The following is a 23,927-nucleotide window of genomic DNA, read 5'->3' as shown; positions in this document are numbered from 1 at the left end:
GCTCGTCTTGGTCTTGCGTGGCATACATGCTCCTTGGTGACATGTTATGCCCTAAACACAAAATCTCTGACAGGCCCTTGCGATGAAAAAGACCAAATCGCTATACAACGGCCACCGGTCTCCATCAGCGGTCATCAGTCACGCGGTGCGCTGGTATTACCGCTTCAACCTGAGCTTGCGCGACATCGAGGAGTAGCTGTTTGAGCGCGGCGTGGTCATGACCTACGAAACCATTCGATGCTGGTGTGACAAATTCGGCGCCGGCTTTGCTCATCTGTACCCCCCTTGGCACGCTGCTGCGCAGTGCGTCGCGCGCGTTCTGGCCAGGGACGCAAACGCTCTTGCTGATCCTCGGCGAGCGCCGCCATCGTGCGTTCGATATCACGCAGTACACGGCCGAGCACGGTGCGCTGACGCGTGAGCAATGTACTCAGCCGTTTGAACTGCTTGGCATGCGCATAACCGCCCGCACGAAATCGCAGCCACTTGCCTTCCCTGGTAAAGGTCTGCTTGAGCCGGATGCCAGCGCGTCTTGCTAGTTGGACCACCTTGGCCCGCGCCACTTCCAGCCGCGGGCTGTCGGTCGGATAGGCAACGACCTTCTCCTGGACCGTGCTATCAACGATAACCCGTTCGAACTCTGGTGCCAGGACCGAGCTTCACTGGATTGGTGGCACGGCGCCAAGCTTTTCGGCCAGCATCCGCTCATACACGCCAAAGTGCATATCCACCTCCGTTTGACTGACCACGACGACGTCTATGTTGACCTGCTCGGGCGCTAAGCCGAACATTGTGGCCAATGCCACTTCCAGGTGGGGCGCCGCCTCCCTGTCTTTCGCGAAGGTCGTACCGACACTGATCACATAGGCCTTCTCGCCTTCTGCGGTCACCTCCACCAAGCGGGCTCCCGCGCTCAGGTTGTTCTCAATGGCCATTTTGGCCAGCTCCGCCACACTCCGCGTTCGCTCGGTAGGGAAGCCGCGCACGCACTTGAGCTGCACCCGATGCTTGCCCAGCGTCAGCCACTCAGAATTGAACTCCATGGAAGTCTCCATCCGACAGTACATTGCCGCCAAAATAGGGGCGAGTCCGGCGATTTCAAGAACGCAACGTCGCGCCTTCGTTCGCCGCTGCAATGAGCCCCATTGGAAGCCCATAGCGTGCAGCCCCAAGCACCGCGCGCGCCAAAGGGGCTGCGCCCGCCTCTGGCGTTCCGCGTCAGCCGCCCCCTTCCACGGCCGCCAGGATTGCCCGCCTGCGTGGAGCACGCTTCGCGCAAATACATACGATGCCTCAGGATTGCAGACATCAGCTCACTTCACTTCGATCGTCCTTACGGCAGACCGCGACGAACCGGTCTTGGGGAGGCGCAACGTCGGGCCAGTCGGGCGTGCCGTGCCTCGGCGCGGGCACGTTGGACGCATCCCCCATCGGTTGTTTGTCACTTGTCGTCTTCCGCAGGAACTTGAAGGGGTTCCATTTGCCCAGTTCCGTTTTCATCTTACCCTCCTGCCGAATGCTCAGTTGACGGGTACGAATGACCGCCGGCAACGACCGGCCGCGCCCGGCCACCGGCGACGCCGCTAGACCCAACCCTGGTGGTGAGGCCGCCGATACGGTCATCCGCGTCTTCTAAGGGCCGACGGTGGCGCCCATCCGGACGCCACCCTGCCGTTTCAACCCCGTGAATGGCACGACAGAACTCACCCGACGCTAACCGCGATGCGACGTGGCCGTGCCTCGTCTCGGCGCGGGATCGTCAGCTTCAACACGCCATCCTGCAAGTGCGCGTCTATCTTCGACGTATCGAACTCTGGACTCAGGGCGAACGCGCGGGCGAAGTGCGGCTCGCGAATTTCCGCGTGTTGCACTCGCAGGTTGGCCGGGGTCGGCACCACGGCTTCCGCCTCGATGCACAGGGTGCCATCATGGACACTCACGTTGAGTCTGTCCTTGGTGACCCCCGGCAGATCCGCCCAAAGGGTGACGCCGTTGCTGTCCTCGAAGATGTCAACAGCGGGAAGCAGCGTGATCTTGCGCGTCGGCCTCTCTTCCTGGCGTTGCGCCACCGCGCCTTGGCCGCGCTCAACCACTTGGGTAGTGTCGCTCATGGCATTCTCCTCACGTTACTGGACAGTGACCGACCGAGGCTTCGAGGATTCGTGCTTGCCAATGCTGATCGACAGGCAGCCGTTGGCGTAGTGCGCCTGTACCTTGTCGGGGTCAGCATTCTGTGGCAGTTCGACGATGCGCCGGAAGGGGCCGACGAATCGCTCCTGCGCGTACGGCCGTACCTCGGCGTCATTTTCCGAGTGCGCGGCTTCGCGTTCGCCGCTGATCGTCAGCAAGCCCTTGTCGATCGATACCTCAAGGTTGTCTTGCTTGATGCCAGGAGCGAATGCGACGATCTCGATCGAATCTTCCGTGGTGCCAACGTTGACGGCAGGGAACGCGCCGGATCGCTCGGAGCGGATGCTGGACGGGAAGCCGCCGAACAAGCTCGCCATCTGGCGCTGCAGGCGGTCGAACTCGCTGAAGAGGTCGGTCCCCAAAAAGAGATCACTCATGATCGTATCCTCCTTTGATGCAGCAAGGAGGCGAACGGGCCTATGCGCTCCCACTCGCCTGCCAAACTGCTGGCAAACAAACAGAAACACGCAGCGCGCAACATCGCGGCTGCCTGGGCGAGATTAAATTAGGCAATCTGTCGCCGGTTTTCAAGGGGGCGGCATTCAATTTCCTCTTGAAGGAGTCCTGGCCGCGCCTATCCGCCGTTGGGGTTCGTAATGGAACCATGTGAAACTCCGTGGCCGAAACCTCGATGCCATGCGGCATGGACAAATCCTCGCCCCCTCCTCTCCTCAGACCGGCCCCGGCCTGAACTTGAACTTGGTTTTGGTCGCTGGCACCTGGCGCCTGGTGGTCGCCATGCGGCGCGTCGCGCTGGCTTGCGCATCGGCCCGCTCGGCGCGCCGTACTGCCATCTCCAGTTCCGCCCGCAGCTCGTCCTGGGCTGCTTGCCCGCGCCCGAGCGCCTGCTCTGCCTCCACCAGTTGCCGGCTGAGCGTATCGCGCTCGGCCTGCAGCCGCGCCCGCGCCTCCGCGCCAGCCACGGCGGCCTCCTGCGCCCTCGCCTGCCCGGCCGCCAGTTCGGCGCGCAAATCCGCCAGCGCCTGCTCGCCCTTCTGGCGCAGCGTGCGTTCCTGGTCGATCTCGCGCAGCGCGCGGCGCTCCGTGGCGCTGGCGCGCTCCTGCGCCACCGCGACCTGCTCGCGGGTGCGCTCCAGGTCCGCCGAGAACTGCGTATGCATCTCGCCCAGTTGCCGCTCCAGCGCCTCGATCTGACGCCGGCCCTCCTCCTGGCGCGCCTGCGCGGCCGCGTGGGCCTGGCGCTCGGCGTCCAGCTCCCCCTGTAGCGCCGCGCTGGCCCGCTGGGCGGCGTCGAGCCCGGCCTGTACGGCCGCTTTCTCCTGCTCGGCCTCCACCACCGCGGCGCGCGCCTGGTCGCGCTGCGCTTCCGCCTCGCTCGCCTGCAGCCGCGCTTCGGCCCGCAAGGCGGCCAGCTCGCCGGCGGCCGCCTCATTGGCGGCCTGCCAGATCGACTGCACGGCGTTGGCCGCGATCGCCTTGAGCGCGTCCGGCAGCCCGGGCTGGTCGATGGTCACGCGCATCTTGCCGCGCAGGTCTTGCCAGAACTGCGCCAGCACCTCGGTGGGCGTGCCCATGCTGCCCTTTCGTACCAACTGATAGAGCTTGTTGGCGGTAGGCGTGATGCCGTAGCGGAAGAACAGCAAGGCGCAGACCTCGCGGTAGAGCGCGCGGGTGTCGGGGAACTGCGCACGCAGCGTGGCGATGTCGGCGGCGAGCTGGGCCTCGGCGGCGGCGTCGCTGGGCAGGGGCGGCGGGTGATCGAGCGGGCTGGCGGTCATGTTCTACGTGGAACGTTCGGTAAATTTGTCATATATTACTACGTAATACGTTAAATAGTTAACTAAAAAGATAAATCTTTAGACATAAGTGCGCTTCTGTCTATAATAATGACCAGATCAGCTTGCGCGCCTTGCGTGCCACGATGGAACCCCTCCCGCTTGCCCACACTGCCTTCACTGCCCTGCCCGCCACCCCGCTCGAACGCCTGGCCCTGCCCGCCGACCTCGGTGGCGCCGCCGGCAGCAACCGCGCCCGCGGCGGCACCCCGCAGATCGCCGCCGCCAACGATCTCGCCGCCGTCACCGCCTGGCTGGCCCGCTACACCGACACCCCGGCCACCCTGCAGACCTACCGGCGCGAGGCGGAGCGCTTGCTGCTATGGGCGGTCATGCAGCACGGCAAGCCGCTGTCGTCGCTCACCCACGAGGACCTGCTGCTCTACGAGCGCTTCCTGGCCGACCCGCAGCCGGCCTGGCGCTGGGTCATGGCCTCGCGCAAGAAACTCGCGCGCAGCCATCCGGACTGGCGCCCTTTCGCCGGGCCGCTCTCCCCGGCCAGCGCGCGCCACACCATGGTGATCCTGAATGCGCTGTTCGCCTGGCTGGTCGACGCCGGCTACCTCGCCGGCAACCCGCTCTCGCTGGCACGCAGCCGGCGCGGCCAGAGCCAGCCCAGGATCACGCGCTACCTCAGCCACGCCATGTGGCAGACGGTCAAGGACACCATCGAGGCGATGCCGGGCACGAGCGACAGTGCAACCGAGCGCGAGCGCCTGCACGCGGCGCGCTGCCGCTGGCTCTTCACGGTGCTGTATCTGGGCGGCTTACGGGCGGCCGAGGTGGCCGAGACGCGCATGGGGGCATTTTTTTGCCGGCGCGACCGGGAGGGCGTCGAGCGCTGGTGGCTGGAGGTCACCGGCAAGGGCAGCAAGACGCGGCTGGTGCCGGCCACCGATGAACTGATGGTGGAGCTGGCGCGCTATCGCAGCGCCCACAGCCTGCCGCCGGCGCCGCTGCCTGGCGAGGAACGCCCCATCGTGCTGCCGATCATCGGCAAGGAGAAACCGTTATCGCGCGGTGCGCTGCACCTGGTGCTCAAGGAGATCTTCGCGCTGGCGGCTGAGCACCTGCGGGCGCGCGGCCCCGAGTGGGAAAGCCGTGCCACGGTGCTGGCCAGCGCGTCGGCGCACTGGCTGCGCCATACGGCGGGGTCGCATATGACCGACCGGCAGGTAGACCTGCGCTTTGTACGGGATAATTTTGGGCACGCGTCCATCTCGACCACCAGCGCTTACCTGCATACCGAGGACGATGCGCGGCACGAAGCGACGCAGGAGCGGCATCGTATTGGCTGGACCAGCAAGGCGTGAGCAGTGTCCGAGTGAATTCCCGTACCGCGTACTTTCATGATCGTGAAATTATCCGCAGCCCATCGCCTCGCGCCTGCGGCGTGGAGCTGGTGCAGGCACAGCACGGTGCGAAAACATCCGGGAGAAGCAGGAGAAACCCTCCTGCCAATGACATGCACGCTGCCACGCCAACCGCGCCGGCATCGCGGAGACTTTGGCCGTATGGCGGCCGGCCGGTGACGCCTGCCCATCCCAGCGCGCCGAAATCCATGTACCCTGCGAGAGTGGCGCGGTGGCGGCCGGGTGGCCGCACCGCGCTGGCTCGCACGTTGGCGCTTGCTGACACCCCGTCCCGGAGATCGCGACATGGCCATCCAACTCAATCACACCATCGTCGGCCCTGGTGCAAACTTCGGCCGCGAGCGATGAGGCGGCGCGTTCGCGGTGACCTCATCATGCCGAGAGAACCGCCTTCCATACGGCAGGCGCACTGGCATCTTTGAAGCGCGGCATTGTGATGTCGAACTGCCCTTTGCGAATGCGATGCATCAGTTCGATGCCGGAGATCGTAACGGCCGCATTCCTGAAACGTTTGAAGCCGAGCATCGCATTGACCCTGGACTTGATATTGTGATGATCCTGCTCGATCAGGTTATTAAGGTATTTCGATGATCGAGACATCGTGTCTCCGGGCAGCAACTGGTCAGTCTTCATTTCGCGCACCGCGCGATGAGACGCCGCGTAGCCGTCCAACGTGATGGTGTTGGGAGCGCCCCCCCCCCTGACGCTTGATCGCCTTCGCGAGGAAGGCCTTGGCTGCCGCGACATCGCGCTTGGCGCTGAGCCGGAAATCGACCGTCATCCCCGCTCGATCAACGGCACGGTAGAGATAGGCCCATTTGCCGCGGATCTTCACATAGGTCTCGTCGACGCGCCACGAACGACCGGCCGATCTTGCAAATCGATCCCAGCGCTTCACGAACTCCGGCGTGAAGCGTTTGACCCAGCGCATGATGGTCTTATGCGCCAGCGACAGGCCGCGCTCGGCCATCATTTCAACGAGGTCCCGAAGACTGAGCTTTTAGCGCAGGTACCAACGCACGCACAGGACAATGACTTCGCGGTCGAAGTGCCGCCCGTTGAACAACCAGTCAATGTCTCTCAACGTACTCATCGTGGGCTCGCGCTCATCAAAAGTCCGAGCGTAACCCACTTCCCCAGCCGATTCGCACCAGAGCCTGAAATACTTGCTCATGATTTTCCTTTGAAGAGTGAGTTTGAAAGACTTCCGGATCGGCGTCTTGCGAAGCCGGTGGCGATCGGTCCTGAGTCAGCGCGATGGCGCGTCGCGCGCCGAGGCAAGCCGTCCCGTGCATGCGCTTCCTCGTACCACGCACTCGACTTCGCCAAGTACACCGCTCCGTGTCAAAGCGCCTCCAGCGCAAGTGCGATCCCTTGCCCGCCCCCGATGCACAGGGTCACCACGCCCCGCTTCAGCCGGTCCCGCCGCATCGAATGCAGCAGTCGCGTGGTCAGCACGGCACCCGTGGCGCCGATCGCATGGCCGTGGGCGATCGCGCCCCCTTCGACGTTGACGATGTCTTCCGGCAGGCCCATCTCGCGCAGGCAGGCCAGCGCAATTGCCGCAAAGGCCTCGTTGATCTCGATGCGCTCGATGTCACTGTGCTTCCAGCCTGCTCGCTCCAGGGCCAGCTTGACCGCCGGCACGGGTCCGATGCCGAACAGGCCCGGCTCGACCGCCGCCACACCGTGCGAGACCAGTCGGGCCCAGGGCTGCAAGCCTTGCTTCTCGGCGAATCCACGCTCCGCGACGATCATCGCGGCCGCGCCGCTGTTGAGCCCGGGCGCGTTGCCGGCGGTGATGCTGCCGTCCTTGCGAAAAGCCGGCTTGAGCTTGGCCAGCGTTGCGACGGTCGTGTCCGGGCGATTTGCTTCGTCGCGATCGAATCGCACCGGCCCCTTGCGGCCCGCCAGCTCGATCGCCACGATCTCCTCGCCGAACTTGCCCGCCGCCTGCGCAGCACTGAATCGCTGCTGCGAGCGCGCTGCCCAGCGGTCCTGATCTTCGCGGCTGATGCGGTGCTGGCTCACCAGGTCTTCGGTATGCCAGCCCGAGTGCTGCCCGCTGAAGGCGTCGTTGAGACCGTCGCGCAGCAGGCTGTCGAGCATCGCCGCGTCCCCCATGCGCTGTCCCCAGCGTGCGCCAGGGATCAGATACGGTGCCTGGTCCATGCTCTCCATGCCGCCTGCGATCACCGCCTTGGCGTAGCCCGATGTCACCTCCAGCGCCGCGCTGGCGATGGCCTGTGCGCCCGATCCGCAGACCCGGTTGACGGTCAATGCAGGCACTTGCACGGGCAGGCCGCCGCCGATGGCGGCTTGACGCGCCGGGTTCATCCTGGCGCCTGCCTGGATCACCTGGCCCAGCACCACGGTGTCGACAGCCTCGGCAGGCAGCCCGGCACGACGGAGGGTCTCGCGCACCACCGCTGCGCCCAGTGCGGTGGCAGGGGTCTCCTTCAGCGCACCGCCAAAGGCACCGATGGGTGTGCGCACTGGCGCACAGAGGACGATTTCAGGCTTGCTCATGGAAACTCCTTGTCGTGAGATGAGGTGAAGTTGTGCAGCACGGTGGGGCTGCCTTCATGCGTTGACGTCCACCACCGTGCGGCCGCGTACCTGGCCTTGAAGCACCGGCCCTGCCAGGCCAGGCACGTCGGCCAACGCGACAACCTGCGTAGCGCGCGCGAGCTTGCCCAGATCCAGATCGGTGGCCAGACGCGCCCACGCCTGCAGCCGTACGTCCTGCGGCGCGTTGACCGAATCGATGCCGGCCAGCGTCACGTTGCGCAGGATGAAGGGCAGCACCGAGCCCGGCAGGTCGGTGCCCTGCGCCAGCCCGAAGGCCGCCACGGCGCCGCGGTAGCGGGTCTGCGCCAGGACATTGGCCAGCGTGTGGCTGCCCACCGAGTCGATGGCGCCGGCCCAGCGCTCCTTGCCGATCGGCGCGCCCGGCTCGGAGAGCGTGCGCCGGTCGATGACCTCGGCCGCCCCCAGCGCGTGCAGGTAGTCCGCCTCGTCCAGCCGCCCGGTGGAGGCGACCACCCGGTAACCCAGCCTGGACAGCAAGGCAATGGCAATCGAGCCGGCGCCACCGCCGGCCCCGGTCACCAGGATCTCGCCCTTGTCCGGTGAAACGCCCGCATGCTCGAGCGCAAGGACGGACAACATGGCGGTGTACCCCGCCGTGCCGACGGCCATGGCATCGCGCGTCGAGAACACGTCAGGCAGCTTGACCAGCCAGTCGCCGCTGACGCGTGCCTTTTGCGCGAAGCCGCCATGGTGGGTCTGGCTCAGGCCCCAGCCATTGGCGACCACCCGATCGCCCACGGCGAATCCCGCGTGCGTCGATGCTTCGACGACACCGGCGAAGTCGATGCCCGGAATCAAGGGGAACTGGCGGATCACCGGCGCGCGGCCGCTGATCGCCATCGCATCCTTGTAGTTCACCGTCGAATAGTCGATCGCGACGGTGACCTCGCCCGGCATCAGGTGGTCCTCGTCAAAGTCCACGAGGTCGGTGGAAATGGCATCACCCGTCTTGGTGGCCAACAGTGCTCTGAATGTCATCGTCGTCTCCTTGCGTCCTTGGTCATCGAATGTCACGTCGTCGATCAATTGCTCGCGCGCAAGCGTCGCGTGCGGTAGGTCCCCCAGCCGCTGGCCAATGCCGACTTCAGGAAGGCCGCCAGGCCGCTTTCGCCGGGCCGTGGCTCGGCGCCTCTGGCGATGCGCTTGAGCTGGCGCTCGTACCAGAGCACCTCCATGATTCCCAAGCGGTCGACCGCCTTCAGGCCGGTCTTGATGGCACGAACCTGCTGCGAGCTGTCGCGCCCTTGCAGCAAGGCGGCCGGCGCATCGGGGTCGATGGCCAGCAGCCGCGCCAGGCCGACGATGTCCAGTGCGCCGGAGGCCAGGGCACCCTCCATGCCGGCGGCGCTGCGGAAGCCGCCGGTCACCATCAGCGGCACATCCACCGCGGCACGCACCTTCTCGGCGAAGCTCAGGAAATAGGCCTCGCGCGACGCCGTCGACGCACTCTTCGGATCGTGGTTGGCGCCGTTCATCGCGGGCGCTTCGTAGGTGCCGCCCGAGATCTCGATCAGGTCGATGCCCGCCTCGGCCAAGGCGCGGATGGCGTCCAGCGACTCCTCTTCGGTAAAGCCGCCGCGCTGGAAGTCCGCCGAGTTGAGCTTGATGCCCACCGGGAACCCGGGGCCGACCTGGCGGCGAACCTCGGCATAGACCGCCAACACGAAGCGCCGGCGCTTCTCCGGCGTGCCGCCCCATTCGTCATCGCGCAGGTTGTGCCGGGGCGAGAGGAACTGGTTGACCAGGTAGCCATGGGCACCGTGGATCTCCACGCCGCTGAAGCCGGCCTTCTTGCAAACCGCGGCGCTGCGCCCGAAGCGCCGGATCACGTCTTCGATCTCTTCCTGCGTCGCTTCGCGCGGGGTCTCGAAGAAGGCGGCCATGTCCTCCCGGAACGGCACAGCCGAGGGGGCGATGTTGTAGGCGTTCAGCCCCTTGGTCGATTGTTTGCCCGGGTGGTTGAGCTGCGCCCAGATCGCGACTCCGCGGCCGGTGGCGGCCTGCGCCCATTGCGCGAGCAGACCCAGGTCCGACTCGTCTTCGATGGCGACGTTGCCAGGCTCGCCCAGGGCTCGCCGGTCGACCATCACGTTGCCGGTCAGGATCAGGCCCAGGCCCGATGCCGCCCAGCGCTGGTAGAGGGCGACGAGTGCCGGCGTGGGCCGGTTGTCGTAGGTGCCGAGCGTCTCGCTCATGGCGGCTTTGGCCAGCCGGTTGCGCAGGACCGTACCGTTGGGCAATGTCAGCGGTTGGGCCAGCAGGCGGGGGGCGGCAGTGGATGTGCTGGGCATGGAGTTGTCTCTGTGTGTGAACCGCGGGTTCAGAACGGGCTGCGGTCCCAGGCCGCGATGACCCTGGGCGGCTGCAGGAACGAGGTCAGCCCCTGGAACCACAGCACTTCGCGGAAGTCGCCGCTGATTGCCAGGTCCTTGCTGCCCACGCCGCGCACGAAGGCCGGCTGTGCGTCCTTGGCCGACAGGATCTCGAAACCTTTGGCCGGCGTCGCAAAGCTCAGCGTGAAGCTGGGATTGCCGCTCAGGCCGGCGAAGGAGCGCACGGCACCGTCCTGGATCACGTAGGTGCGGCCGGCGCCCGAGGCCGTGCGGATCTGGAAGACCAGTTGCTTGGCGCCGACATAGCGCGCGCAATCAGCGTCGCTGCGAATCTTTCGCTGCAGCAACTGGGCGAAGACCCACAGCAGGAACTTGAACTTGAGCATGGCAGGCGATCTTCAGAAGTGGAGCGGTGCGGTCTGGCGACGGAGTGGCAGGCGTCACTCGGCCAGGAACTGCACCGCGTGTTGCAGGAACCGCTGCGGGCACTGGAACTGCGCGGCGTGGCCGGCGTCGGGATAGATGAACAACTGCGCGTTGGGCAGGTTGCGCGCCATGTAGAACGAGTTGACGGTGGCCACCATCACGTCGTTCACGCCATTGAGGATGAAGGTGGGCTGCCGGATGCCGCGCAGGTAGGCAAAGGGGTCGTCTTCCTGCACCCTGGGCAGGTAGTGCAGGTTGGCCTCGATCTGCGCGCTAGCAACCTCCGGGGAAGACGGCGGGTCCTGGTCCACCCGCTGGTGGCGCCGCGCCCAGAAGTCTCGCGCGGCCTGCTGGGCCTGCGCCGAGCGGCCAAAAAACAGGTACGCAAAGTCGTCGAGGGTGGGCACCGGGTTGACGGCGGTGCTCAGCACGCGCTGCTCCAGTTCCGGGTCGCCGCCGCGCGGCCCGGTGCCCAGCAGCATCAGCTTGCGCACCAGCTCGGGATGGCGCCAGGTCAGGTCCAGGGCCTGGAAGCCGCCCAGCGAGAAGCCCAGCACATCCACTTGGCGCAGCCCCAGAGCGCGTATCGCCGCCGCCGCGTCATCGGCCATGTCCTCGATCCGGGTGCGCGGCGCGCCGGTGGACGACGCGATACCTCGCCCGTTGAACAGGATCACCTCGCGCCCGGCAGCCAGGCCGTCGGTCATCAGGGGGTCCCAGTGGTCCATGCCACCGCGGAAGTGCTGGAGGAAGAACAGCGGCGGCTGGTCCGTCGCGGCATTCCCCCAGCGGCGGTAGGCGAACCGGTCGCCACCCACTTCGACAAAGCGGGTGGCGGCGGTGAGATGGGTGGGGCTCATGGAGGAGTCCTGGTGATGGCGGGCGTGTTCCGGCACCGCTCAGCGGGCCAGAAACTCCAGCGTGCTGCGCACGAACTCGTCGTGGAACTGAAATGCGCCGCCATGCCCGGCATCCGGGTAGATAATCAGCTGGCTGTTCAGCAGCCGCTTCGCCAGGTCGTGCGTGTTGATGGTGGGCACCATGCGGTCGTCGTCGCCGTTGACCACCAGTACCGGCTGCTTGACCACCGAGAGATCGGCCGGGGCCTTGTTGCCCCAAGCGCGCAGCGCCCCCAGCTGGGCGAAGAAGGCGCTGTTCGAGATCTCCTTGTCACGGTTCTCGGTGCGCTCGTTCAGGCGCGCCAGGAAGGCCTTGCCGGCCTCGATGCCGTTGGGAGTGCGCGTGAAGAAGAGGAACTGCTTCGGATCCTGGCCCGTGAAGAAGCCGCGCAGCATGTCGTAGAAGGTCACCCCCGCCACGGAGCTGATGCCTTCGCCGCCGGCCGGGCCGGTGCCGGCCAGGACCAACTTGCGGACGAGTTGCGGCTCCTTGAGCACGACTTCCTGGGCGACCATGCCGCCCATCGAGAAGCCCAGCAGGTCCACCTGCTGGAAGCCCTTGGCCTTGATGAAGCTGATGGCGTCGTCGGCCATCTGTTCGATCGAATTGGCCGGCGAGCCGCTGCTGGAGCCGATGCCGCGGTTGTTGAATGCGATCACGTGGTGCTTGGCCGCGATACCGTCCATGACCCGTGGGTCCCAGTTGTCCAGAACGGCGGCGAGGTGCACCAGGAACACGACCGGTGTCCCGCCGTGTTGCTGGCCCATCTCGCGGTAGGTGTAGTCCACGCCACCTGCCGTTATGGTCTGGGTCGGGACGGTCTTCCAGGAAAGCTCGGACTTCTGAGCCATCAACGGCTGGCCTTGGGCCGCGCCCGCTGCGGCGGGTTCCGCCGCCCCAGCCGTGAGCGGGTGCAGGGTCGTTGACAGGGCGAGCCCCAGGGCGAAAGTGCTGAGCAGGCGTTTCATGGTGGGTCTGCAGGTCAGGCGTTGAGCGCGGGGTAGTCGGTGTAGCCCTTGGGGCCGGGCGTGTAGAACGTCGCCATGTCCAAGGGGTTGAGCGGTGCCTCCGTCTGCATGCGTGCCACCAGATCGGGGTTGGCGATGAAGGGGCGGGCAAAGGCGATCAGGTCCGCCTGGCCCGCCTCGAGCGCACGCTCGGCACTGGCCCGGTCAAAGCCACCGGCCAGGATGAACACTCCCTTGAACGCCGCGCGCAGGCGCAGCTTCAGCTCGGCGGGCACGGGTGGTGCCCCCAAGGCGGAATGGTCCAGCAGGTGGACGTACAAAATGCCCAGCTGCGACAACTCCTCGGCGAGCGCCAGATATTGGGCTTCGACATCGGAGTAGGCGCCCGTGCCGTTCAACACGCCGTAGGGCGATAGGCGAATACCTACGCGGTCTGCGCCAATGGCGGCCACAGTGGCGCGAACCACTTCCAGCGCGAAACGGTTGCGGCCCTTAAGACCGTCCCCATACCCATCGGTACGCCGGTTCACGTTGGCGTTCAGGAATTGCTCGATCAGGTAGCCGTTGGCCGCATGCAGCTCGACGCCGTCGAACCCCGCCTCGATGGCCAGTTGTGCCGACCGCGCGTACGCCGCCACCGCGTGGGTGATGTCGTCAGCGGTCATGGCGCGCGGCGCGCTGTGCGGCTGGGGCCCCCCGGTGTCGGTGAACATATCCCCGGGGCAGACTTCTGCCATCGGCCCTACAACCTCAGCGCCGGCCGGCAGGTTGTCAACATGAGTTACGCGGCCGGTGTGCATGAGCTGCACGAAGATCTTGCCGCCCTGAGCGTGAACGGCCTCCGTCACCTGCTTCCATCCCTGCACATGGGCTTGGTTGAACAGGCCCGGAATACGCGGGTAGCCCAGCCCATTGGGCGATGGCGAGGTTCCCTCGGTGACGATCAGGCCGGCCGCTGCACGCTGGCCGTAGTACGAGGCCATCAGGGCGTTCGGCGTGTTGCGCTCCACGGCGCGGTGCCGCGTCATGGGCGCCATCACGATGCGGTTGCGCAGCGGCAGGGAGGGTTCGGAGAGTGCGGTGAAGAGCATGTCGGGCCTTCTGTCGGTGTCGGATTAACAGCGTCGGTTCACTGGGCCTGGGGAAGATAGGCCGGGCGCGGCGCTGTCAATCCTTGCCAGACCTGCTGGGTGAGCGCGTCGGCCAGCACCTCGTCGGCGCCCGCGGCCAGGCCGTCGAGTGCACGCTGAACGATCTCTTCGGCGCTGGTCTTCGGAACCTCGAAGCCGCGCGTGAGGTCGGTGTCGACCGCGGCCATGTGCAGGCCCAGCACCTGGGTCTTCTGGCCAGCCAGCTCGTGGCGCAAGGCATTGGTCAAGGACCACGCCGCTGCCTTGCTCGCCGAGTAGGCGGCCAGCTCGCCGCCGTTGATCCAGGACGCCACCGACAGCACGTTGATCAATGCGCCACCGCCATTGGCCTTCAACACGGGTGCGAAGGCCTTGCTCACGTTCAGCACGCCGAAGAAGTTCGTCTCGAAGATGCGGCGGGTCACTGCGTCGCTGTCCCCAGCGAGAAAGCCGCCGACCTGGGCAATCCCGGCGTTGTTGATCACCAGGTTCACGTCGGCAGCCACCCCTGCTGCGGCCGCGATCTCTTCGGGCTTGGTGACATCAAGCCGCAGGGCCTGCACGCCCGGCAGCGTGACGGTGGCAGGGTTGCGTGCGGCGGCGTAGACCTTGCGGGCACCGCGCGCAAGCAGTTCGCGCGCAAATGCCAGCCCGATGCCGCGGTTGGCACCCGTGACGAGGACGACGGAGTTTGCAATGTTCATGGAGATCTCCAAGGGCCGGATGGTGGGGAATATGACGACCGTCAACTGTGAAAGCGTGCAATGACGGTCAGAAGGAACGGTTCAACGAACCTTGATGACAACCTTGCCCTTGGCGCGGCCGCTCTCGACATAGGCCAGGGCTTCGTTGGTGGCTTCGAACGGGAAGACCTTGTCGACCACCGGGCGGATGGCGCCCGACTCGATGAGCTGCGCGATCTGCCGCAGCTGGCTTCCGTTGCCTTTCATGAACAGAAAGCTGTAGTTGACCCTGAGGCGCTGGGCTTGCCGGCGAACGCTGAAGCCCAGCGCTCTGAAGACCTGCCTAACCAGCCACGGAGCCTTGACGTCCTTGCCAAACTGCAGGTCGGGCGGCGACGTAATGGACACGACATGACCGTCAGGCTTGACCACGCCCAGGGACTTCTTCAATGTCTTTTCGTCCTGGCTGTTCAGCACCACGTCGTAGTCGCGCAGCTGCTCTTCGAACGCTTCCTTCTTGTAGTCGATGACGACATCGGCACCCAGGCTCTTCACCAGCGCGATATTGGCTGTGCTGGTGGTGGTGGCCACCGTGGCGCCCAGGTGCTTGGCCAGCTGGATCGCGAATGTTCCGACGCCGCCGGAGCCTGCCTGGATGAAGACCTTCTGACCCTTGCGGAGCCTGGTCCTTTCGACCAGCGCCTGCCATGCCGTCAAACCGATCAAGGGGATGGAGGCGGCCTCCTCCATGCTGATGTTCCTGGGCTTGAGCGCCACGGTGTCTTCATGGACCGCAACGAGTTCTGCAAAGGTCCCGATGCGCAGGTCACGGGGCCTGGCGTAGACCTCGTCGCCCACCTTGAATTGGCTCACGCGGGGGCCGACGCGAACCACCACGCCGGCCACGTCGTGCCCGAGCACGAACGGTGTGCGGTACGGCAGGATGAGCTTGACCTCGCCGTTTCGAACCTTGGCGTCGAACAGGTTGACGGCGGCCGCGTGGACCTGGATCAACACCTCGTCGTCACGCAGTTCCGGCTCAGGCACGTCGCCGGCCCGCAGTGGCTTCTTGCCGTAGCGATCAACGATGAAGGCTTTCATTGTTTTTCCTTGTTGCTGCCAGATTCACGGACACGCCCAGCGGCAGCGGTGGATGTGGCGTTTGGTATGATGATTGTCATACGTAATGTCAAAAAAAGGCAGGGACGGTGCAGTCACGCGTCAGAGGGTGCCAGCCGCTTCAATGCGGCACTGCACAGCGAGTCCGACAACGCAGCATCATCGACGGCGCGAGCCAGCATCAAGGTGCCCACCATGGTGGCCACGGTCACTAAGGCGCGTTCGTGGACTCCTGGCTGCCCCCAATCCGGCGACTGACGCGCAACCAGATCGATCATTTCCTTGATACGGCGCGTGGCCGCCCGACGCACTTCAGGCGCCTGACGGGGCATCTCGGAACCGAGGGCAGCCACGGGGCAGCCCGTCTCGATGCCCGCGAGGTGCTCCTTGGAGAGGTAGGCCTGTATCAAGGCCTGGAAAGCCTGCTCTGCCGGCACAGCGGCAATGACACGGGCCCCGAAGCCGTTGGACTCGGCGCCGGCGCGGTCCACCGCCTCGGCCAACATGGCCTCGCGGGACTCGAAGTGGGCGTAGAAGGCGCCATGCGTCAGGCCCGCGTCCTTCATGATGTCGGCTACACCCGTGCCGTCGTAGCCGCTGCGACGGATGGCGCGTGCAGCAGCCTGCACGATGCGCTCGTGGGAGGCCTCCTTGGCGGCGGCTCGGACGTTGATGGGTGATTTTCGCATGATGGTCATCATACGTGATTCGAGCGGACGAAGCAAGGGCTGAACGGGAGGACTCCGTCAGGGCCCAGCCAGCTCTACGAGCTTTGCACGAGCCAACACCAAACGGATCGCGCCCACTGCGAGGGCTTCATCACGGGCGTGGCCAGCACCTTGCAGAACGAGCAGATCGGCCGTGTGCGCGTGTGCATCCCGAAGGGCACGAGCAGCAACGACGTGGTGCAGAAGGTGGTGTGGTACTTGAGGGAGAAGGCCGACGCCGACGTAGACCAAAGTAAAGTTGTCACCGTTTCCGAAGCAATGTCGTCAATCCGCGTTGAAACGGCAATGCGACCCGACGTAACACCAATGAAATCAATAACTTGCACACAGCGAATTAAAGTTGTCACCGCCTGAGGCTCGCGAAGGTGTCAATTGAGCGTGTGCGACGCCCTTACACGCCCCTAAATCTCTGGGCCGATGTCCAACTGGTGCCCGCGATCGGCGACCAACGGGAAACGACAACCCTTCCCGCCTTGTCGCAGCGACTGTCTTGTGATCGTGGTACGGGCTCAAGCCGGTGTCCGTGACTAGCCAAGGCGCCTGCATCCCAGGCCATGCTCAAAGTAGGCCCGCGCCAACGCCTTGCGGTACTCCGGCTTCATGGGTCGAACACTCCCGGGTCGCCACAACAACTTCCGTAAGCGAGTCGGCAGGACCGTGGTGATGTCGGCCTGCTTTCCCGGCGTCAGTGAGCCGACCTTGTGGTCCAGGCCATTTTCCCTGGCCCCGGCCACCGGGGCGAATTCCAGCACATCCTGCATCGAGATGGTCGTGGGGGCATTCGCCACGCGCGAGTGATTGCCGCCCATCCACGATCGGTAATAGACAAAGGCGCGGCGCATCTACGTGAACATGTCGCCCGAACACTTCGTCTCTGTATCCCCGCTCAGGCTGGGCCGGATGCCGGCGGCGAGCATGCGGTTGAGCGGGATGCCGATGCCCTGTGCGTTCAGCTCGCAATGCACGCCGAGCGATGCGCTGACGCTGGCGTCAGCCATCATCGCGATCTCTTCCTGGCTGGAACAGCAGCAATGCACGAACGTCAGATCGTCGCCCTGCACGCCCGCATCGTGCATCTGCGCAATGCCCTTAACGGCAGCATTGCGGGCGTAGGCGCCCAAGGCGCAGGTTGGCCAGCCAGACATTGCGGCACGCCATTTCCGGGCCGCGCCCTGCCATAGCAAGCGTCAGCAACTGGTCATCGGAAGAGAAATTGCGCTCGCGCAGGCGCCGGATATCCTCGAGGTGGCCTCGCTGACTGTCGAACATCCATGAGGCTCCGTCGACCAGCGGCCAGCCGTGCGCGAACGCGCCGCGGGTACCAGCATCGTGGCGATGTAGACGTCCTCCGGCCGGAAGGCAGCGCCCTTGGCCCCCAACATCTCGGCGAAATAAATCTGCGGATCGATGTCCGCGTAGCGGTGCCTAACGCAGCTTTGCCAGGTGTGGCGATGGGCGGGGGCGGAACGCGGCAACAGCCCGGTCACTTCATTTGCTCCGTGAAAACCCTGATGCAATTCATCTACTGAATCGATATAGTAAACCGATACAGTACAAAAATTGACCACAGTAGGAGACAAAAGATGCATCCACTTTCGCGCCGCCAGTTCTTATTGAGTGCCTCAACGATCACAGCAGGTGCAGTTGGGTTTCCCTCGGTCCTGCGGGCCCAAGCGCCAATCACCTTGCGCTTTTCTTCGTCCATGCTGGCAGACCAAAACGCCGCGCACTACGTCTGGTATCAACGTTTTGCCGCCAATCTGAAGGCAAACGTCGGCGATAGCATCCGAGTGGATTACTTTCCCAATAATCAACTGGGCAAGGAGAGCGACGTCGTCCAGCAGGTCAAGGTCGGGTCCATCGACATGATGGTGACCGGCTCTTCGATCTGGGCGACGATTGCCCCCGAGCTTGGCATGCTGGATCTGGGTTATCTGTTCGACAGCTACAACCACGTGGCGAGAGTGCTCGATGGGGCAGCGGGCGCGAGCCTGAACCAACTGCTCCGGAAGCGTTCGGACTGCACCATCCTGACCTGGGCATCGCATTTCGGCGCGCGCAGCGTCTATACCAAGCGCGCTGTCAAGTCATTGGCCGATATCCGGGGGGTCAAGCTGCGCGTGTTGCCCACCCCTTCCTTCATCGAGACGTTCAAGCTGATGGGCGCGATCCCGACGCCGATTCCGTTTGGCGAGCTATATATGGCCGCACAGACTGGCGTGGTCGACGGTTTCGAGCACGATGCCGCAACCGTGCTGGCCAGCAAGCTGAATGAGGTCGTCAAGTTTTGCTGGTTGAGCGAGCACTTGTTCAGTCCGATGGTGGTAGTCATCGGCCGGCGCGGCATGGACAAGATTCCCGCGAGCCTGCGCCCGGCCTTCCTGAAGGCCGTGGCGGACGCAACGGCCCAGGAACGCGTGATCGCCCAGAGTAACGGCTCGGTGGTGGTCCAGGAACTGAAGCGCAAGGGTGTGACCTTCTTCCCGATGGCCCCCGCCGAGCGCGTTGCCGTCCGCAAGCAGATGGAGAACACCCTCTGGGCTGGCTTCGCCAAGCAGTATCCGGCGACGGCCCCCCTTTTCTCGGCGATCAACGCAGCAAGAGGTGAGTCGTGAACCATAGCGCTTCCATTGCAAACTCGGAAACGACGCGGACCGACGTACTGGGATTCCACCAGGACAATGAGGCCGGGCGCTGGCTGGCGTGGCTGACCCGGTCACTCGAGTACATGTCCGGCGCGGTCCTGGCTCTCGACGTATTGATCGTCTTCCTCTCAGTCGTGTACCGCTATTTCCTGCACGATCCCGTCGACTGGGCCGAGGAAATTGCTCGCGCCCTGATGGTCGTGCTCGTGTTCTTCGGTGCCGCCACCGTGTTGGCGCGGTCCCAGCACGTCGGCATCGACCTTTTCCGCGGGCTGCTGCCCGTGCGCTGGCAACCGCTGCTGATCCAGGCCGGCCACTGGATCGTTGCCGGCGTATCGGCAAGCCTGCTGGAGTCATCGGTTCTTCTACTGGTGGATAGCTATGACCAGACCACGTCCATCGGCTTGCCGCAGTGGCTCTATGTCTATCCCGTAGTGTTCGGGAGTGCCTTCATGACACTGTTCGCGCTGGCCAACGCGGTAAGTGGTTCGCGCGGCGTGGTGTGGCGCGCATTCGTGACGTGCGCGGTACTGGCTGCGGCCGTCACCGCCTGGAACGTGTTGGTGCCGGAACATGCAATCTCGCGAGGCGCGCTGCTCGCCATTGGCTTTATCGGTGCTCTGGTGCTCGGCGTGCCGATCGGCTTTGTGCTGGCATTTGCAGCGCTGCTGTACTTCCTGGCTGACCCGTCGCTGCCGATGCTGGTCTACTCTCAGCAAGTGATGGCGGGAACCGATCACTTCGTGTTGCTAGCCATTCCGTTTTTCGTGCTGGCCGGCCTGCTAATGGAGGCGAATGGCATGTCGTCACGCCTGATCGAGCTATTGCTGCGCGTCTTTGGCCGCGTGCGCGGCGGGCTTGGCCTGATCACCATCATCGCCACCGCGTTCTTCTCAGGCGTGTCCGGGTCCAAGCTGGCCGATGTGGCGGCGGTAGGCGGTATCGTCATGCCCGCAGTGCGGCGCACCCGGCAGGATCCTGGCGAGGCGGCGGGGCTGCTGGCCTGCAGCGCCGTCATGGCGGAGACGATTCCGCCGTGCATCAACCTGATCCTGATGGGCTTCGTAGCCAATATCTCCATTGCAGGTCTGTTCATGGCCGGGCTCGTGCCGGCCGCGGTAATGGCACTGTCTCTGGCTGTCCTCGCCGTCATCGTGGGTCGCAAGATTAATCCCGACGAGGCATTCGAGCACCGCACACCGCTGTGGCCCCTGCTTGGCGGCGCGCTGGTGGCGCTCATCATGGTCGGCATGATCGGCAAGGGCGTGACCTCCGGTATCGCCACGTCGACCGAGGTATCGGCATTTGCGGTGGTTTATGCGCTGGTAGTCGGTGGCCTGGCGTTCCGCGAGCTCAACCTGCGTTCGGTGGCACGGTTGTTCGTGCGTTCCGCGTCGATGGCGGGCGGCATCCTGTTCATCGTGGCAGCGGCGTCGAGCGTATCGTTCGCGCTGACCATTGAGCAGATTCCGCAACTCATGTCCGGCACGATGACCGCCTTCGCGGCGCAGTATGGCAGCGTCATGTTCATCATGCTGTCGGCCCTGCTCATGATGGTATTCGGGGCCGTGCTGGAGGGCGCGCCGGCCCTGATCATTTTCGGACCATTGCTGACGCCGATTGCGCAGCAATTGGGCGTCAACCCGCTACACTTCGGCACCGTCATGGTGATTGCGATGGGCCTGGGGCTGTTTGCGCCCCCCGTCGGCCTCGGATTGTTCGCCACGTGCGCCATCACCGGTACCCAGGTCAAGGACGTCGCTCGTCCCATGCTGAAATACCTGGCCGTACTGCTGGTTGCACTGGTGTTGCTGATTCTCGTGCCCGCGTTTTCCCTGTGGCTTCCGAACCGGCTCGGGATGTAGCCGCCTCAAGGATATTCGCGTGACCACCATTCAAGACGTCGCACGCCATGCCGGCGTGTCCGTGAGCACGGTCTCAAATGTACTCAATGGCAGGACCGACCAGATGCGGGCAGATACGCTTGCGCGCGTCGAGCATGCTATCAAGATGCTGCAGTTCCGGCCCAATAAGCTGGCGCGGCAGCTCAAGACCGGGCAGACGCCGCTACTCGGCCTGCTGGTCCCCTCAATGGCCAATCCGATGTATAGCTACATCGCCCGCGAGATCGAAGCCATCGCGCAAGAGCGGTTCGGATACCGGCTGGTGATTGGCAGTACCCATCGCACGAGCGACAGGGAAGCTTCCTTTTTCGAAGACCTGCTTGCGCACGGTGTCAGACACGTTATCGTCATCTCCTCCTTGAGCGACGAGCGGCACATCGAGCTGGCCGTCGAACGCGGCATGACGGTGGTGAGCTACGACCGCCCGGCGACCCTCGGGCAGCCGTCGCTGATCGAGCATGTCACGCCGGACAACTTCGAGGCCGCGCGGCTGGCGACCGAACATCTCATCCGATACGGACACACACGCCTCGCCTTCGCGACTGTGTCCGGCATGACGATGAGCCGCAGCAACAAGATCAGGGGATTCCTTGCCGCGGCTGAACACGCCGGCATCCAGGCCGGCGCCCATGTATTTGACAGCGGTCCGCTGGAAGACTACGGCGATTCAGTCATCGCCGAGGTCGGCTACGCACTGGCGTTGCAGATCGCGAACGCCCCCGCACGACCGACCGGCGTCGTCGCCGTGAATGACCTGCTGGCGCTCGGGCTGATGGCCGGCCTGCGCGAAACCGGCCTGCAGGTGCCGCGCGATGTTTCGGTGGTCGGCATCGACGGGCACTTCCTGTCGGCACTGTCCAATCCGATGTTGACCACGGTGGAACTGCCGGTTCCCGAAATGGCCCGCGCCATGGTTGAGCGGGCGCTGCGCCGGCGCGACGCCAATACGGAGGTCGAAGCCACCGGCTGCGAAGCGATTTTCCCGCCAACCCGCCTGATCGAACGCGAATCCGTGGCGCCGCCGCCGCAGGAAGGCGGGCCCGGTGCGCCCCAACAACCATCAGCCACACGCAATCCATGAAAACCGTTTTCGTTAGCCACCCCACCGACAAGCTACGGCACTATTTCGGTAACCAAGCCATCACTGCGCTGCAGGCATTCGCCGAGGTCCGGTTGAACACCGAGGCGCGGGAGCTTTCCACGCCGGAGCTTATCGCCGCGGCACACGGCTGCGATGCACTGATTGCATACCGGCAGACCCCGGGGCCGGAGGCGTTGTTCGCTGGCCTTCCCGCACTGGCAGCATTTATCCGTTGCGCCGTTGACATCAGCACCATCGACGTACCGGCGGCGAGCCGGCACGGCGTGCTGATCACGCAGGCTAGCGCAGGCTTCATGCCCGCGGTCTCCGAATGGGCAATCGGGGCAATGGTGGACCTGGCGCGCGGCACCAGCCGCTACGCAGCGGCTTACCACCGCGGCCAGCCTCCCGCCCCGGTGATGGGCCGCGAACTGCGGGGCTCGGTGTTGGGAGTGATTGGCTACGGGCAGATCGGACGCTACCTGTGCGAGCTGGCGCAGGCATTCGGCATGCGCATCCTGGTGACCACGCCGGGGAAAATCCCTGCACAGCCTGCACTGCGGCAGGTTCCATTGCCGCAGTTGCTGGCGGAGGCGGATTTCGTGGTCTGCGTGGCCCCCGCCAATGCGGAAACCGAGAACATGATGAACGCGCAAGCTTTCGCGGCGATGAAGCCTGACGCGTACTTCATCAATGCGTCGCGCGGTGAGCTGGTCGACGAGCCGGCGCTGCTGCACGCGCTGGAATCCGGTCATCTGGGCGGCTGTGCACTAGATGTCGGCCGCGCGCCCGACCAGATGCCGGTGCTCGGACTGGCGCGCCATCCGAACGTGATTGCCACGCCGCACATCGGCGGGTTAACTCTAGCGGCTACAGAACACCAGGCGCTCGAGACGGTCGAGCAACTCCGCGCCCTGGTACAAGGCCGCCTGCCCGATGGCGCAGTCAACGCCGCACGCGCCACCCGGCTTCAGCGCTGGGGTATCCACTTGACTGGCCTCGAAAGTGCGGAAGCAAGGTAAAGGCTGCTCATGCAAAAACATGCCACGCTCGCTTATCCGGATGCCTGCGACTGCCACATCCATGTCTTCGACGACGCCTACCCGCTGGCGCCAACCGCAACGTCAACGCCGCCGCCTGCGCCCGCTGCGTGCTATCAGGAGGTACAGGCCACACTCGGGTTGTCTCGCGCGGTGGTGGTGCAGCCAACTGGATACGGCTTCGACAATCGCTGCACGCTTGCGGCAATCGAGCAGCTCGGCGCGAATGCCAGGGGGATTGCCGTGGTCCGGCAGGACGTTGCGGATGTGGAACTGCAGAGCTTGCATCGCGCCGGCATCCGCGGCGTGCGCTACATGATGCTGCCGGGCGGCTTGTTGCCGTGGGACAACCTGGAGACGCTGGCCGCGCGCGTTGCTCCTTTGGGCTGGAACATCAACCTGCAGCTAGACGGTCGCGAGTTGCCCCATCGCGAAGCCACGCTCGGCAAGTTGCCGGGCCGCCTCGTCATCGATCACATCGGCAAGTTCCTGGGGCCCGTGACGGTGCAGGATGAAGCCTTCCTGTCGTTGCGCCGGCTACTGGAGCAGGGGCATTGCTGGATCAAATTGTCGGCGCCATACGAGAGCGCCCGTAAGGGACCACCCGGCTATGAGGATGCGGCTGGCCTTGCCCGAACCTTGGCAAGGGATTACCCCGAGCGCTGCCTGTGGGCGAGCAACTGGCCCCACTTGAACATCAATCCTTGCCCAGGCGATAAGGACCTGCTTGATTGGGCTTTCGATTGCATGGAAACCGAAGCCGTGAAACGCAGGGTACTGGTCGCTAATCCGGCCGAAGTCTATGGCTTTCCTGCCGCCTGATTGATCAACCCGACGTTCTTTCCCGCATTAGTCTCAGAGATCATGAATCCCACTCAAACACATAGCGCTTCCATCGGCCTGACGCCCGTGGTCACCGAACTTACCGTCGTGCCGGTGGCTGGCCACGACAGCATGCTGATGAACCTGTCCGGGGCGCACGGTCCGTTCTTCACCCGCAATATCGTCATCCTGAAAGA

General features: G+C 64.8%; 25 protein-coding genes and 4 pseudogenes. 9 read left to right on the top strand and 20 right to left on the bottom strand.

Going from position 1 to position 23,927, the window contains the following annotated elements:
• Window positions 1-82 precede the first annotated feature (82 nt).
• A pseudogene (locus AC1RWI_RS33390) lies at window positions 83-274 on the top strand (IS6 family transposase); the annotation flags it as partial.
• 10 nt (window positions 275-284) lie between these two features.
• Here AC1RWI_RS33390 and AC1RWI_RS33385 read toward each other — a convergent pair.
• The 6 genes and pseudogenes from AC1RWI_RS33385 to AC1RWI_RS33360 all read right to left on the bottom strand — a co-directional run.
• Window positions 285-641, bottom strand: a pseudogene (locus tag AC1RWI_RS33385) (IS5/IS1182 family transposase); the annotation flags it as partial.
• A gap of 18 nt (window positions 642-659) precedes the next feature.
• A complete protein-coding gene (locus tag AC1RWI_RS33380; RefSeq protein ID WP_043351860.1) occupies window positions 660-1,043 on the bottom strand; it encodes a hypothetical protein in 384 nt (127 codons plus the stop codon).
• 265 nt (window positions 1,044-1,308) lie between these two features.
• A complete protein-coding gene (locus tag AC1RWI_RS33375) occupies window positions 1,309-1,500 on the bottom strand; it encodes a hypothetical protein (RefSeq protein WP_201777361.1) in 192 nt (63 codons plus the stop codon).
• A gap of 203 nt (window positions 1,501-1,703) precedes the next feature.
• Complete coding sequence (locus AC1RWI_RS33370) at window positions 1,704-2,111, bottom strand: Hsp20/alpha crystallin family protein (protein WP_492870459.1); 408 nt, start codon at window positions 2,109-2,111, stop codon at window positions 1,704-1,706.
• A 15-nt stretch (window positions 2,112-2,126) separates the two neighbouring features.
• Window positions 2,127-2,567, bottom strand: coding sequence for an Hsp20/alpha crystallin family protein (locus tag AC1RWI_RS33365; protein WP_043346346.1), 441 nt, complete (start codon window positions 2,565-2,567; stop codon window positions 2,127-2,129).
• A gap of 294 nt (window positions 2,568-2,861) precedes the next feature.
• A complete protein-coding gene (locus AC1RWI_RS33360) occupies window positions 2,862-3,929 on the bottom strand; it encodes a DNA-binding protein (protein WP_043346352.1) in 1,068 nt (355 codons plus the stop codon).
• A 143-nt stretch (window positions 3,930-4,072) separates the two neighbouring features.
• Between AC1RWI_RS33360 and AC1RWI_RS33355 the strand changes: the two genes are divergently transcribed.
• Window positions 4,073-5,299, top strand: coding sequence for a tyrosine-type recombinase/integrase (locus AC1RWI_RS33355; RefSeq protein WP_492870458.1), 1,227 nt, complete (start codon window positions 4,073-4,075; stop codon window positions 5,297-5,299).
• 432 nt (window positions 5,300-5,731) lie between these two features.
• On the opposite strand, the pseudogene AC1RWI_RS33350 reads toward AC1RWI_RS33355, so the two are convergent.
• From AC1RWI_RS33350 to AC1RWI_RS33300, 11 genes and pseudogenes are all read right to left on the bottom strand, one after another.
• A pseudogene (locus tag AC1RWI_RS33350) lies at window positions 5,732-6,452 on the bottom strand (IS6 family transposase).
• Window positions 6,453-6,703: 251 nt separating this feature from the next.
• Window positions 6,704-7,888, bottom strand: a complete 1,185-nt coding sequence (locus AC1RWI_RS33345) for an acetyl-CoA C-acetyltransferase (protein WP_043346384.1) — start codon at window positions 7,886-7,888, stop codon at window positions 6,704-6,706.
• Between the two features lie 54 nt (window positions 7,889-7,942).
• A complete protein-coding gene (gene acuI / locus AC1RWI_RS33340) occupies window positions 7,943-8,929 on the bottom strand; it encodes an acrylyl-CoA reductase (NADPH) (protein ID WP_043346387.1) in 987 nt (328 codons plus the stop codon).
• A gap of 44 nt (window positions 8,930-8,973) precedes the next feature.
• A complete protein-coding gene (locus tag AC1RWI_RS33335) occupies window positions 8,974-10,242 on the bottom strand; it encodes an NADH:flavin oxidoreductase/NADH oxidase family protein (protein ID WP_043346389.1) in 1,269 nt (422 codons plus the stop codon).
• Window positions 10,243-10,271: 29 nt separating this feature from the next.
• Window positions 10,272-10,670, bottom strand: coding sequence for a helicase (locus AC1RWI_RS33330; protein WP_492870457.1), 399 nt, complete (start codon window positions 10,668-10,670; stop codon window positions 10,272-10,274).
• A 54-nt stretch (window positions 10,671-10,724) separates the two neighbouring features.
• Complete coding sequence (locus AC1RWI_RS33325; protein WP_043346393.1) at window positions 10,725-11,570, bottom strand: alpha/beta fold hydrolase; 846 nt, start codon at window positions 11,568-11,570, stop codon at window positions 10,725-10,727.
• 39 nt (window positions 11,571-11,609) lie between these two features.
• On the bottom strand, window positions 11,610-12,461 hold the full coding sequence (locus tag AC1RWI_RS33320) for an alpha/beta fold hydrolase (RefSeq protein ID WP_492870462.1): 852 nt from the start codon (window positions 12,459-12,461) through the stop codon (window positions 11,610-11,612).
• Window positions 12,462-12,592: 131 nt separating this feature from the next.
• Window positions 12,593-13,669, bottom strand: a complete 1,077-nt coding sequence (locus AC1RWI_RS33315; protein WP_492870456.1) for an alkene reductase — start codon at window positions 13,667-13,669, stop codon at window positions 12,593-12,595.
• Window positions 13,670-13,707: 38 nt separating this feature from the next.
• The gene (locus tag AC1RWI_RS33310) at window positions 13,708-14,412 is read right to left on the bottom strand and encodes an SDR family oxidoreductase (protein ID WP_043346401.1); all 705 of its coding nucleotides are present in this window, start codon (window positions 14,410-14,412) and stop codon (window positions 13,708-13,710) included.
• A gap of 81 nt (window positions 14,413-14,493) precedes the next feature.
• Window positions 14,494-15,492 (bottom strand): NADP-dependent oxidoreductase, encoded by a 999-nt coding sequence (locus tag AC1RWI_RS33305; protein ID WP_043346404.1) that lies wholly within the window; start codon window positions 15,490-15,492, stop codon window positions 14,494-14,496.
• Between the two features lie 113 nt (window positions 15,493-15,605).
• On the bottom strand, window positions 15,606-16,211 hold the full coding sequence (locus AC1RWI_RS33300) for a TetR/AcrR family transcriptional regulator (RefSeq protein WP_043346407.1): 606 nt from the start codon (window positions 16,209-16,211) through the stop codon (window positions 15,606-15,608).
• A gap of 27 nt (window positions 16,212-16,238) precedes the next feature.
• On the opposite strand from AC1RWI_RS33300, the gene AC1RWI_RS33295 reads away from it, so the two are divergent.
• Window positions 16,239-16,592 (top strand): Rap1a/Tai family immunity protein, encoded by a 354-nt coding sequence (locus tag AC1RWI_RS33295; protein ID WP_492870461.1) that lies wholly within the window; start codon window positions 16,239-16,241, stop codon window positions 16,590-16,592.
• 173 nt (window positions 16,593-16,765) lie between these two features.
• Here AC1RWI_RS33295 and AC1RWI_RS33290 read toward each other — a convergent pair whose 3' ends face one another.
• From AC1RWI_RS33290 to AC1RWI_RS33280, 3 genes are all read right to left on the bottom strand, one after another.
• On the bottom strand, window positions 16,766-17,080 hold the full coding sequence (locus AC1RWI_RS33290) for an amidohydrolase family protein (RefSeq protein WP_492870455.1): 315 nt from the start codon (window positions 17,078-17,080) through the stop codon (window positions 16,766-16,768).
• The gene (locus AC1RWI_RS33285; protein WP_236701895.1) at window positions 17,081-17,359 is read right to left on the bottom strand and encodes an amidohydrolase family protein; all 279 of its coding nucleotides are present in this window, start codon (window positions 17,357-17,359) and stop codon (window positions 17,081-17,083) included.
• 66 nt (window positions 17,360-17,425) lie between these two features.
• Window positions 17,426-17,827 carry a hypothetical protein gene (locus tag AC1RWI_RS33280; protein WP_492870454.1) on the bottom strand — a complete coding sequence of 134 codons (402 nt, stop codon included), beginning with the start codon at window positions 17,825-17,827 and terminating at the stop codon, window positions 17,426-17,428.
• Here AC1RWI_RS33280 and AC1RWI_RS33275 point away from each other — a divergent pair.
• The 6 genes and pseudogenes from AC1RWI_RS33275 to gudD form a co-directional block, all read left to right on the top strand.
• Window positions 17,822-18,853, top strand: coding sequence for a TRAP transporter substrate-binding protein (locus AC1RWI_RS33275; protein ID WP_043346411.1), 1,032 nt, complete (start codon window positions 17,822-17,824; stop codon window positions 18,851-18,853). The two genes, AC1RWI_RS33280 and AC1RWI_RS33275, sit on opposite strands and share 6 nt — an antisense overlap.
• A 113-nt stretch (window positions 18,854-18,966) precedes the next feature.
• Window positions 18,967-20,748, top strand: a complete 1,782-nt coding sequence (locus AC1RWI_RS33270; RefSeq protein WP_492870460.1) for a TRAP transporter large permease — start codon at window positions 18,967-18,969, stop codon at window positions 20,746-20,748.
• A gap of 19 nt (window positions 20,749-20,767) precedes the next feature.
• Window positions 20,768-21,868, top strand: a complete 1,101-nt coding sequence (locus tag AC1RWI_RS33265; protein ID WP_052494588.1) for a LacI family DNA-binding transcriptional regulator — start codon at window positions 20,768-20,770, stop codon at window positions 21,866-21,868.
• Complete coding sequence (locus AC1RWI_RS33260; RefSeq protein WP_492870453.1) at window positions 21,865-22,890, top strand: hydroxyacid dehydrogenase; 1,026 nt, start codon at window positions 21,865-21,867, stop codon at window positions 22,888-22,890. The genes AC1RWI_RS33265 and AC1RWI_RS33260 overlap by 4 nt, the downstream gene beginning before the upstream one ends.
• 9 nt (window positions 22,891-22,899) lie before the next feature.
• Window positions 22,900-23,730: an amidohydrolase family protein gene (locus tag AC1RWI_RS33255; protein ID WP_492870452.1), complete on the top strand. Its 831-nt coding sequence runs from the start codon at window positions 22,900-22,902 to the stop codon at window positions 23,728-23,730.
• A gap of 42 nt (window positions 23,731-23,772) precedes the next feature.
• Window positions 23,773-23,927: pseudogene (gudD, locus tag AC1RWI_RS33250) on the top strand (glucarate dehydratase); the annotation flags it as partial.

The organism is Cupriavidus sp. MPR-AND1C, from assembly GCF_058809705.1.
Note: the sequence above shows the minus strand (reverse complement) of the source record. Positions and strands in the feature narration are given on the sequence as shown.

Bases quoted from the DNA above. Each gene is read 5' to 3' on its own strand.
- AC1RWI_RS33380 (WP_043351860.1), bottom strand. From the start codon at position 1,043: ATGGAGTTCAATTCTGAGTGGCTGACGCTGGGCAAGCATCGGGTGCAG.
- AC1RWI_RS33375 (WP_201777361.1), bottom strand. From the start codon at position 1,500: ATGAAAACGGAACTGGGCAAATGGAACCCCTTCAAGTTCCTGCGGAAG.
- AC1RWI_RS33370 (WP_492870459.1), bottom strand. From the start codon at position 2,111: ATGAGCGACACTACCCAAGTGGTTGAGCGCGGCCAAGGCGCGGTGGCG.
- AC1RWI_RS33365 (WP_043346346.1), bottom strand. From the start codon at position 2,567: ATGAGTGATCTCTTTTTGGGGACCGACCTCTTCAGCGAGTTCGACCGC.
- AC1RWI_RS33360 (WP_043346352.1), bottom strand. From the start codon at position 3,929: ATGACCGCCAGCCCGCTCGATCACCCGCCGCCCCTGCCCAGCGACGCC.
- AC1RWI_RS33355 (WP_492870458.1), top strand. From the start codon at position 4,073: ATGGAACCCCTCCCGCTTGCCCACACTGCCTTCACTGCCCTGCCCGCC.
- AC1RWI_RS33345 (WP_043346384.1), bottom strand. From the start codon at position 7,888: ATGAGCAAGCCTGAAATCGTCCTCTGTGCGCCAGTGCGCACACCCATC.
- acuI (WP_043346387.1), bottom strand. From the start codon at position 8,929: ATGACATTCAGAGCACTGTTGGCCACCAAGACGGGTGATGCCATTTCC.
- AC1RWI_RS33335 (WP_043346389.1), bottom strand. From the start codon at position 10,242: ATGCCCAGCACATCCACTGCCGCCCCCCGCCTGCTGGCCCAACCGCTG.
- AC1RWI_RS33330 (WP_492870457.1), bottom strand. From the start codon at position 10,670: ATGCTCAAGTTCAAGTTCCTGCTGTGGGTCTTCGCCCAGTTGCTGCAG.
- AC1RWI_RS33325 (WP_043346393.1), bottom strand. From the start codon at position 11,570: ATGAGCCCCACCCATCTCACCGCCGCCACCCGCTTTGTCGAAGTGGGT.
- AC1RWI_RS33320 (WP_492870462.1), bottom strand. From the start codon at position 12,461: ATGGCTCAGAAGTCCGAGCTTTCCTGGAAGACCGTCCCGACCCAGACC.
- AC1RWI_RS33315 (WP_492870456.1), bottom strand. From the start codon at position 13,669: ATGCTCTTCACCGCACTCTCCGAACCCTCCCTGCCGCTGCGCAACCGC.
- AC1RWI_RS33310 (WP_043346401.1), bottom strand. From the start codon at position 14,412: ATGAACATTGCAAACTCCGTCGTCCTCGTCACGGGTGCCAACCGCGGC.
- AC1RWI_RS33305 (WP_043346404.1), bottom strand. From the start codon at position 15,492: ATGAAAGCCTTCATCGTTGATCGCTACGGCAAGAAGCCACTGCGGGCC.
- AC1RWI_RS33300 (WP_043346407.1), bottom strand. From the start codon at position 16,211: ATGATGACCATCATGCGAAAATCACCCATCAACGTCCGAGCCGCCGCC.
- AC1RWI_RS33290 (WP_492870455.1), bottom strand. From the start codon at position 17,080: ATGCGCCGCGCCTTTGTCTATTACCGATCGTGGATGGGCGGCAATCAC.
- AC1RWI_RS33275 (WP_043346411.1), top strand. From the start codon at position 17,822: ATGCATCCACTTTCGCGCCGCCAGTTCTTATTGAGTGCCTCAACGATC.
- AC1RWI_RS33280 (WP_492870454.1), bottom strand. From the start codon at position 17,827: ATGCATCTTTTGTCTCCTACTGTGGTCAATTTTTGTACTGTATCGGTT.
- AC1RWI_RS33270 (WP_492870460.1), top strand. From the start codon at position 18,967: ATGTCCGGCGCGGTCCTGGCTCTCGACGTATTGATCGTCTTCCTCTCA.
- AC1RWI_RS33260 (WP_492870453.1), top strand. From the start codon at position 21,865: ATGAAAACCGTTTTCGTTAGCCACCCCACCGACAAGCTACGGCACTAT.
- AC1RWI_RS33255 (WP_492870452.1), top strand. From the start codon at position 22,900: ATGCAAAAACATGCCACGCTCGCTTATCCGGATGCCTGCGACTGCCAC.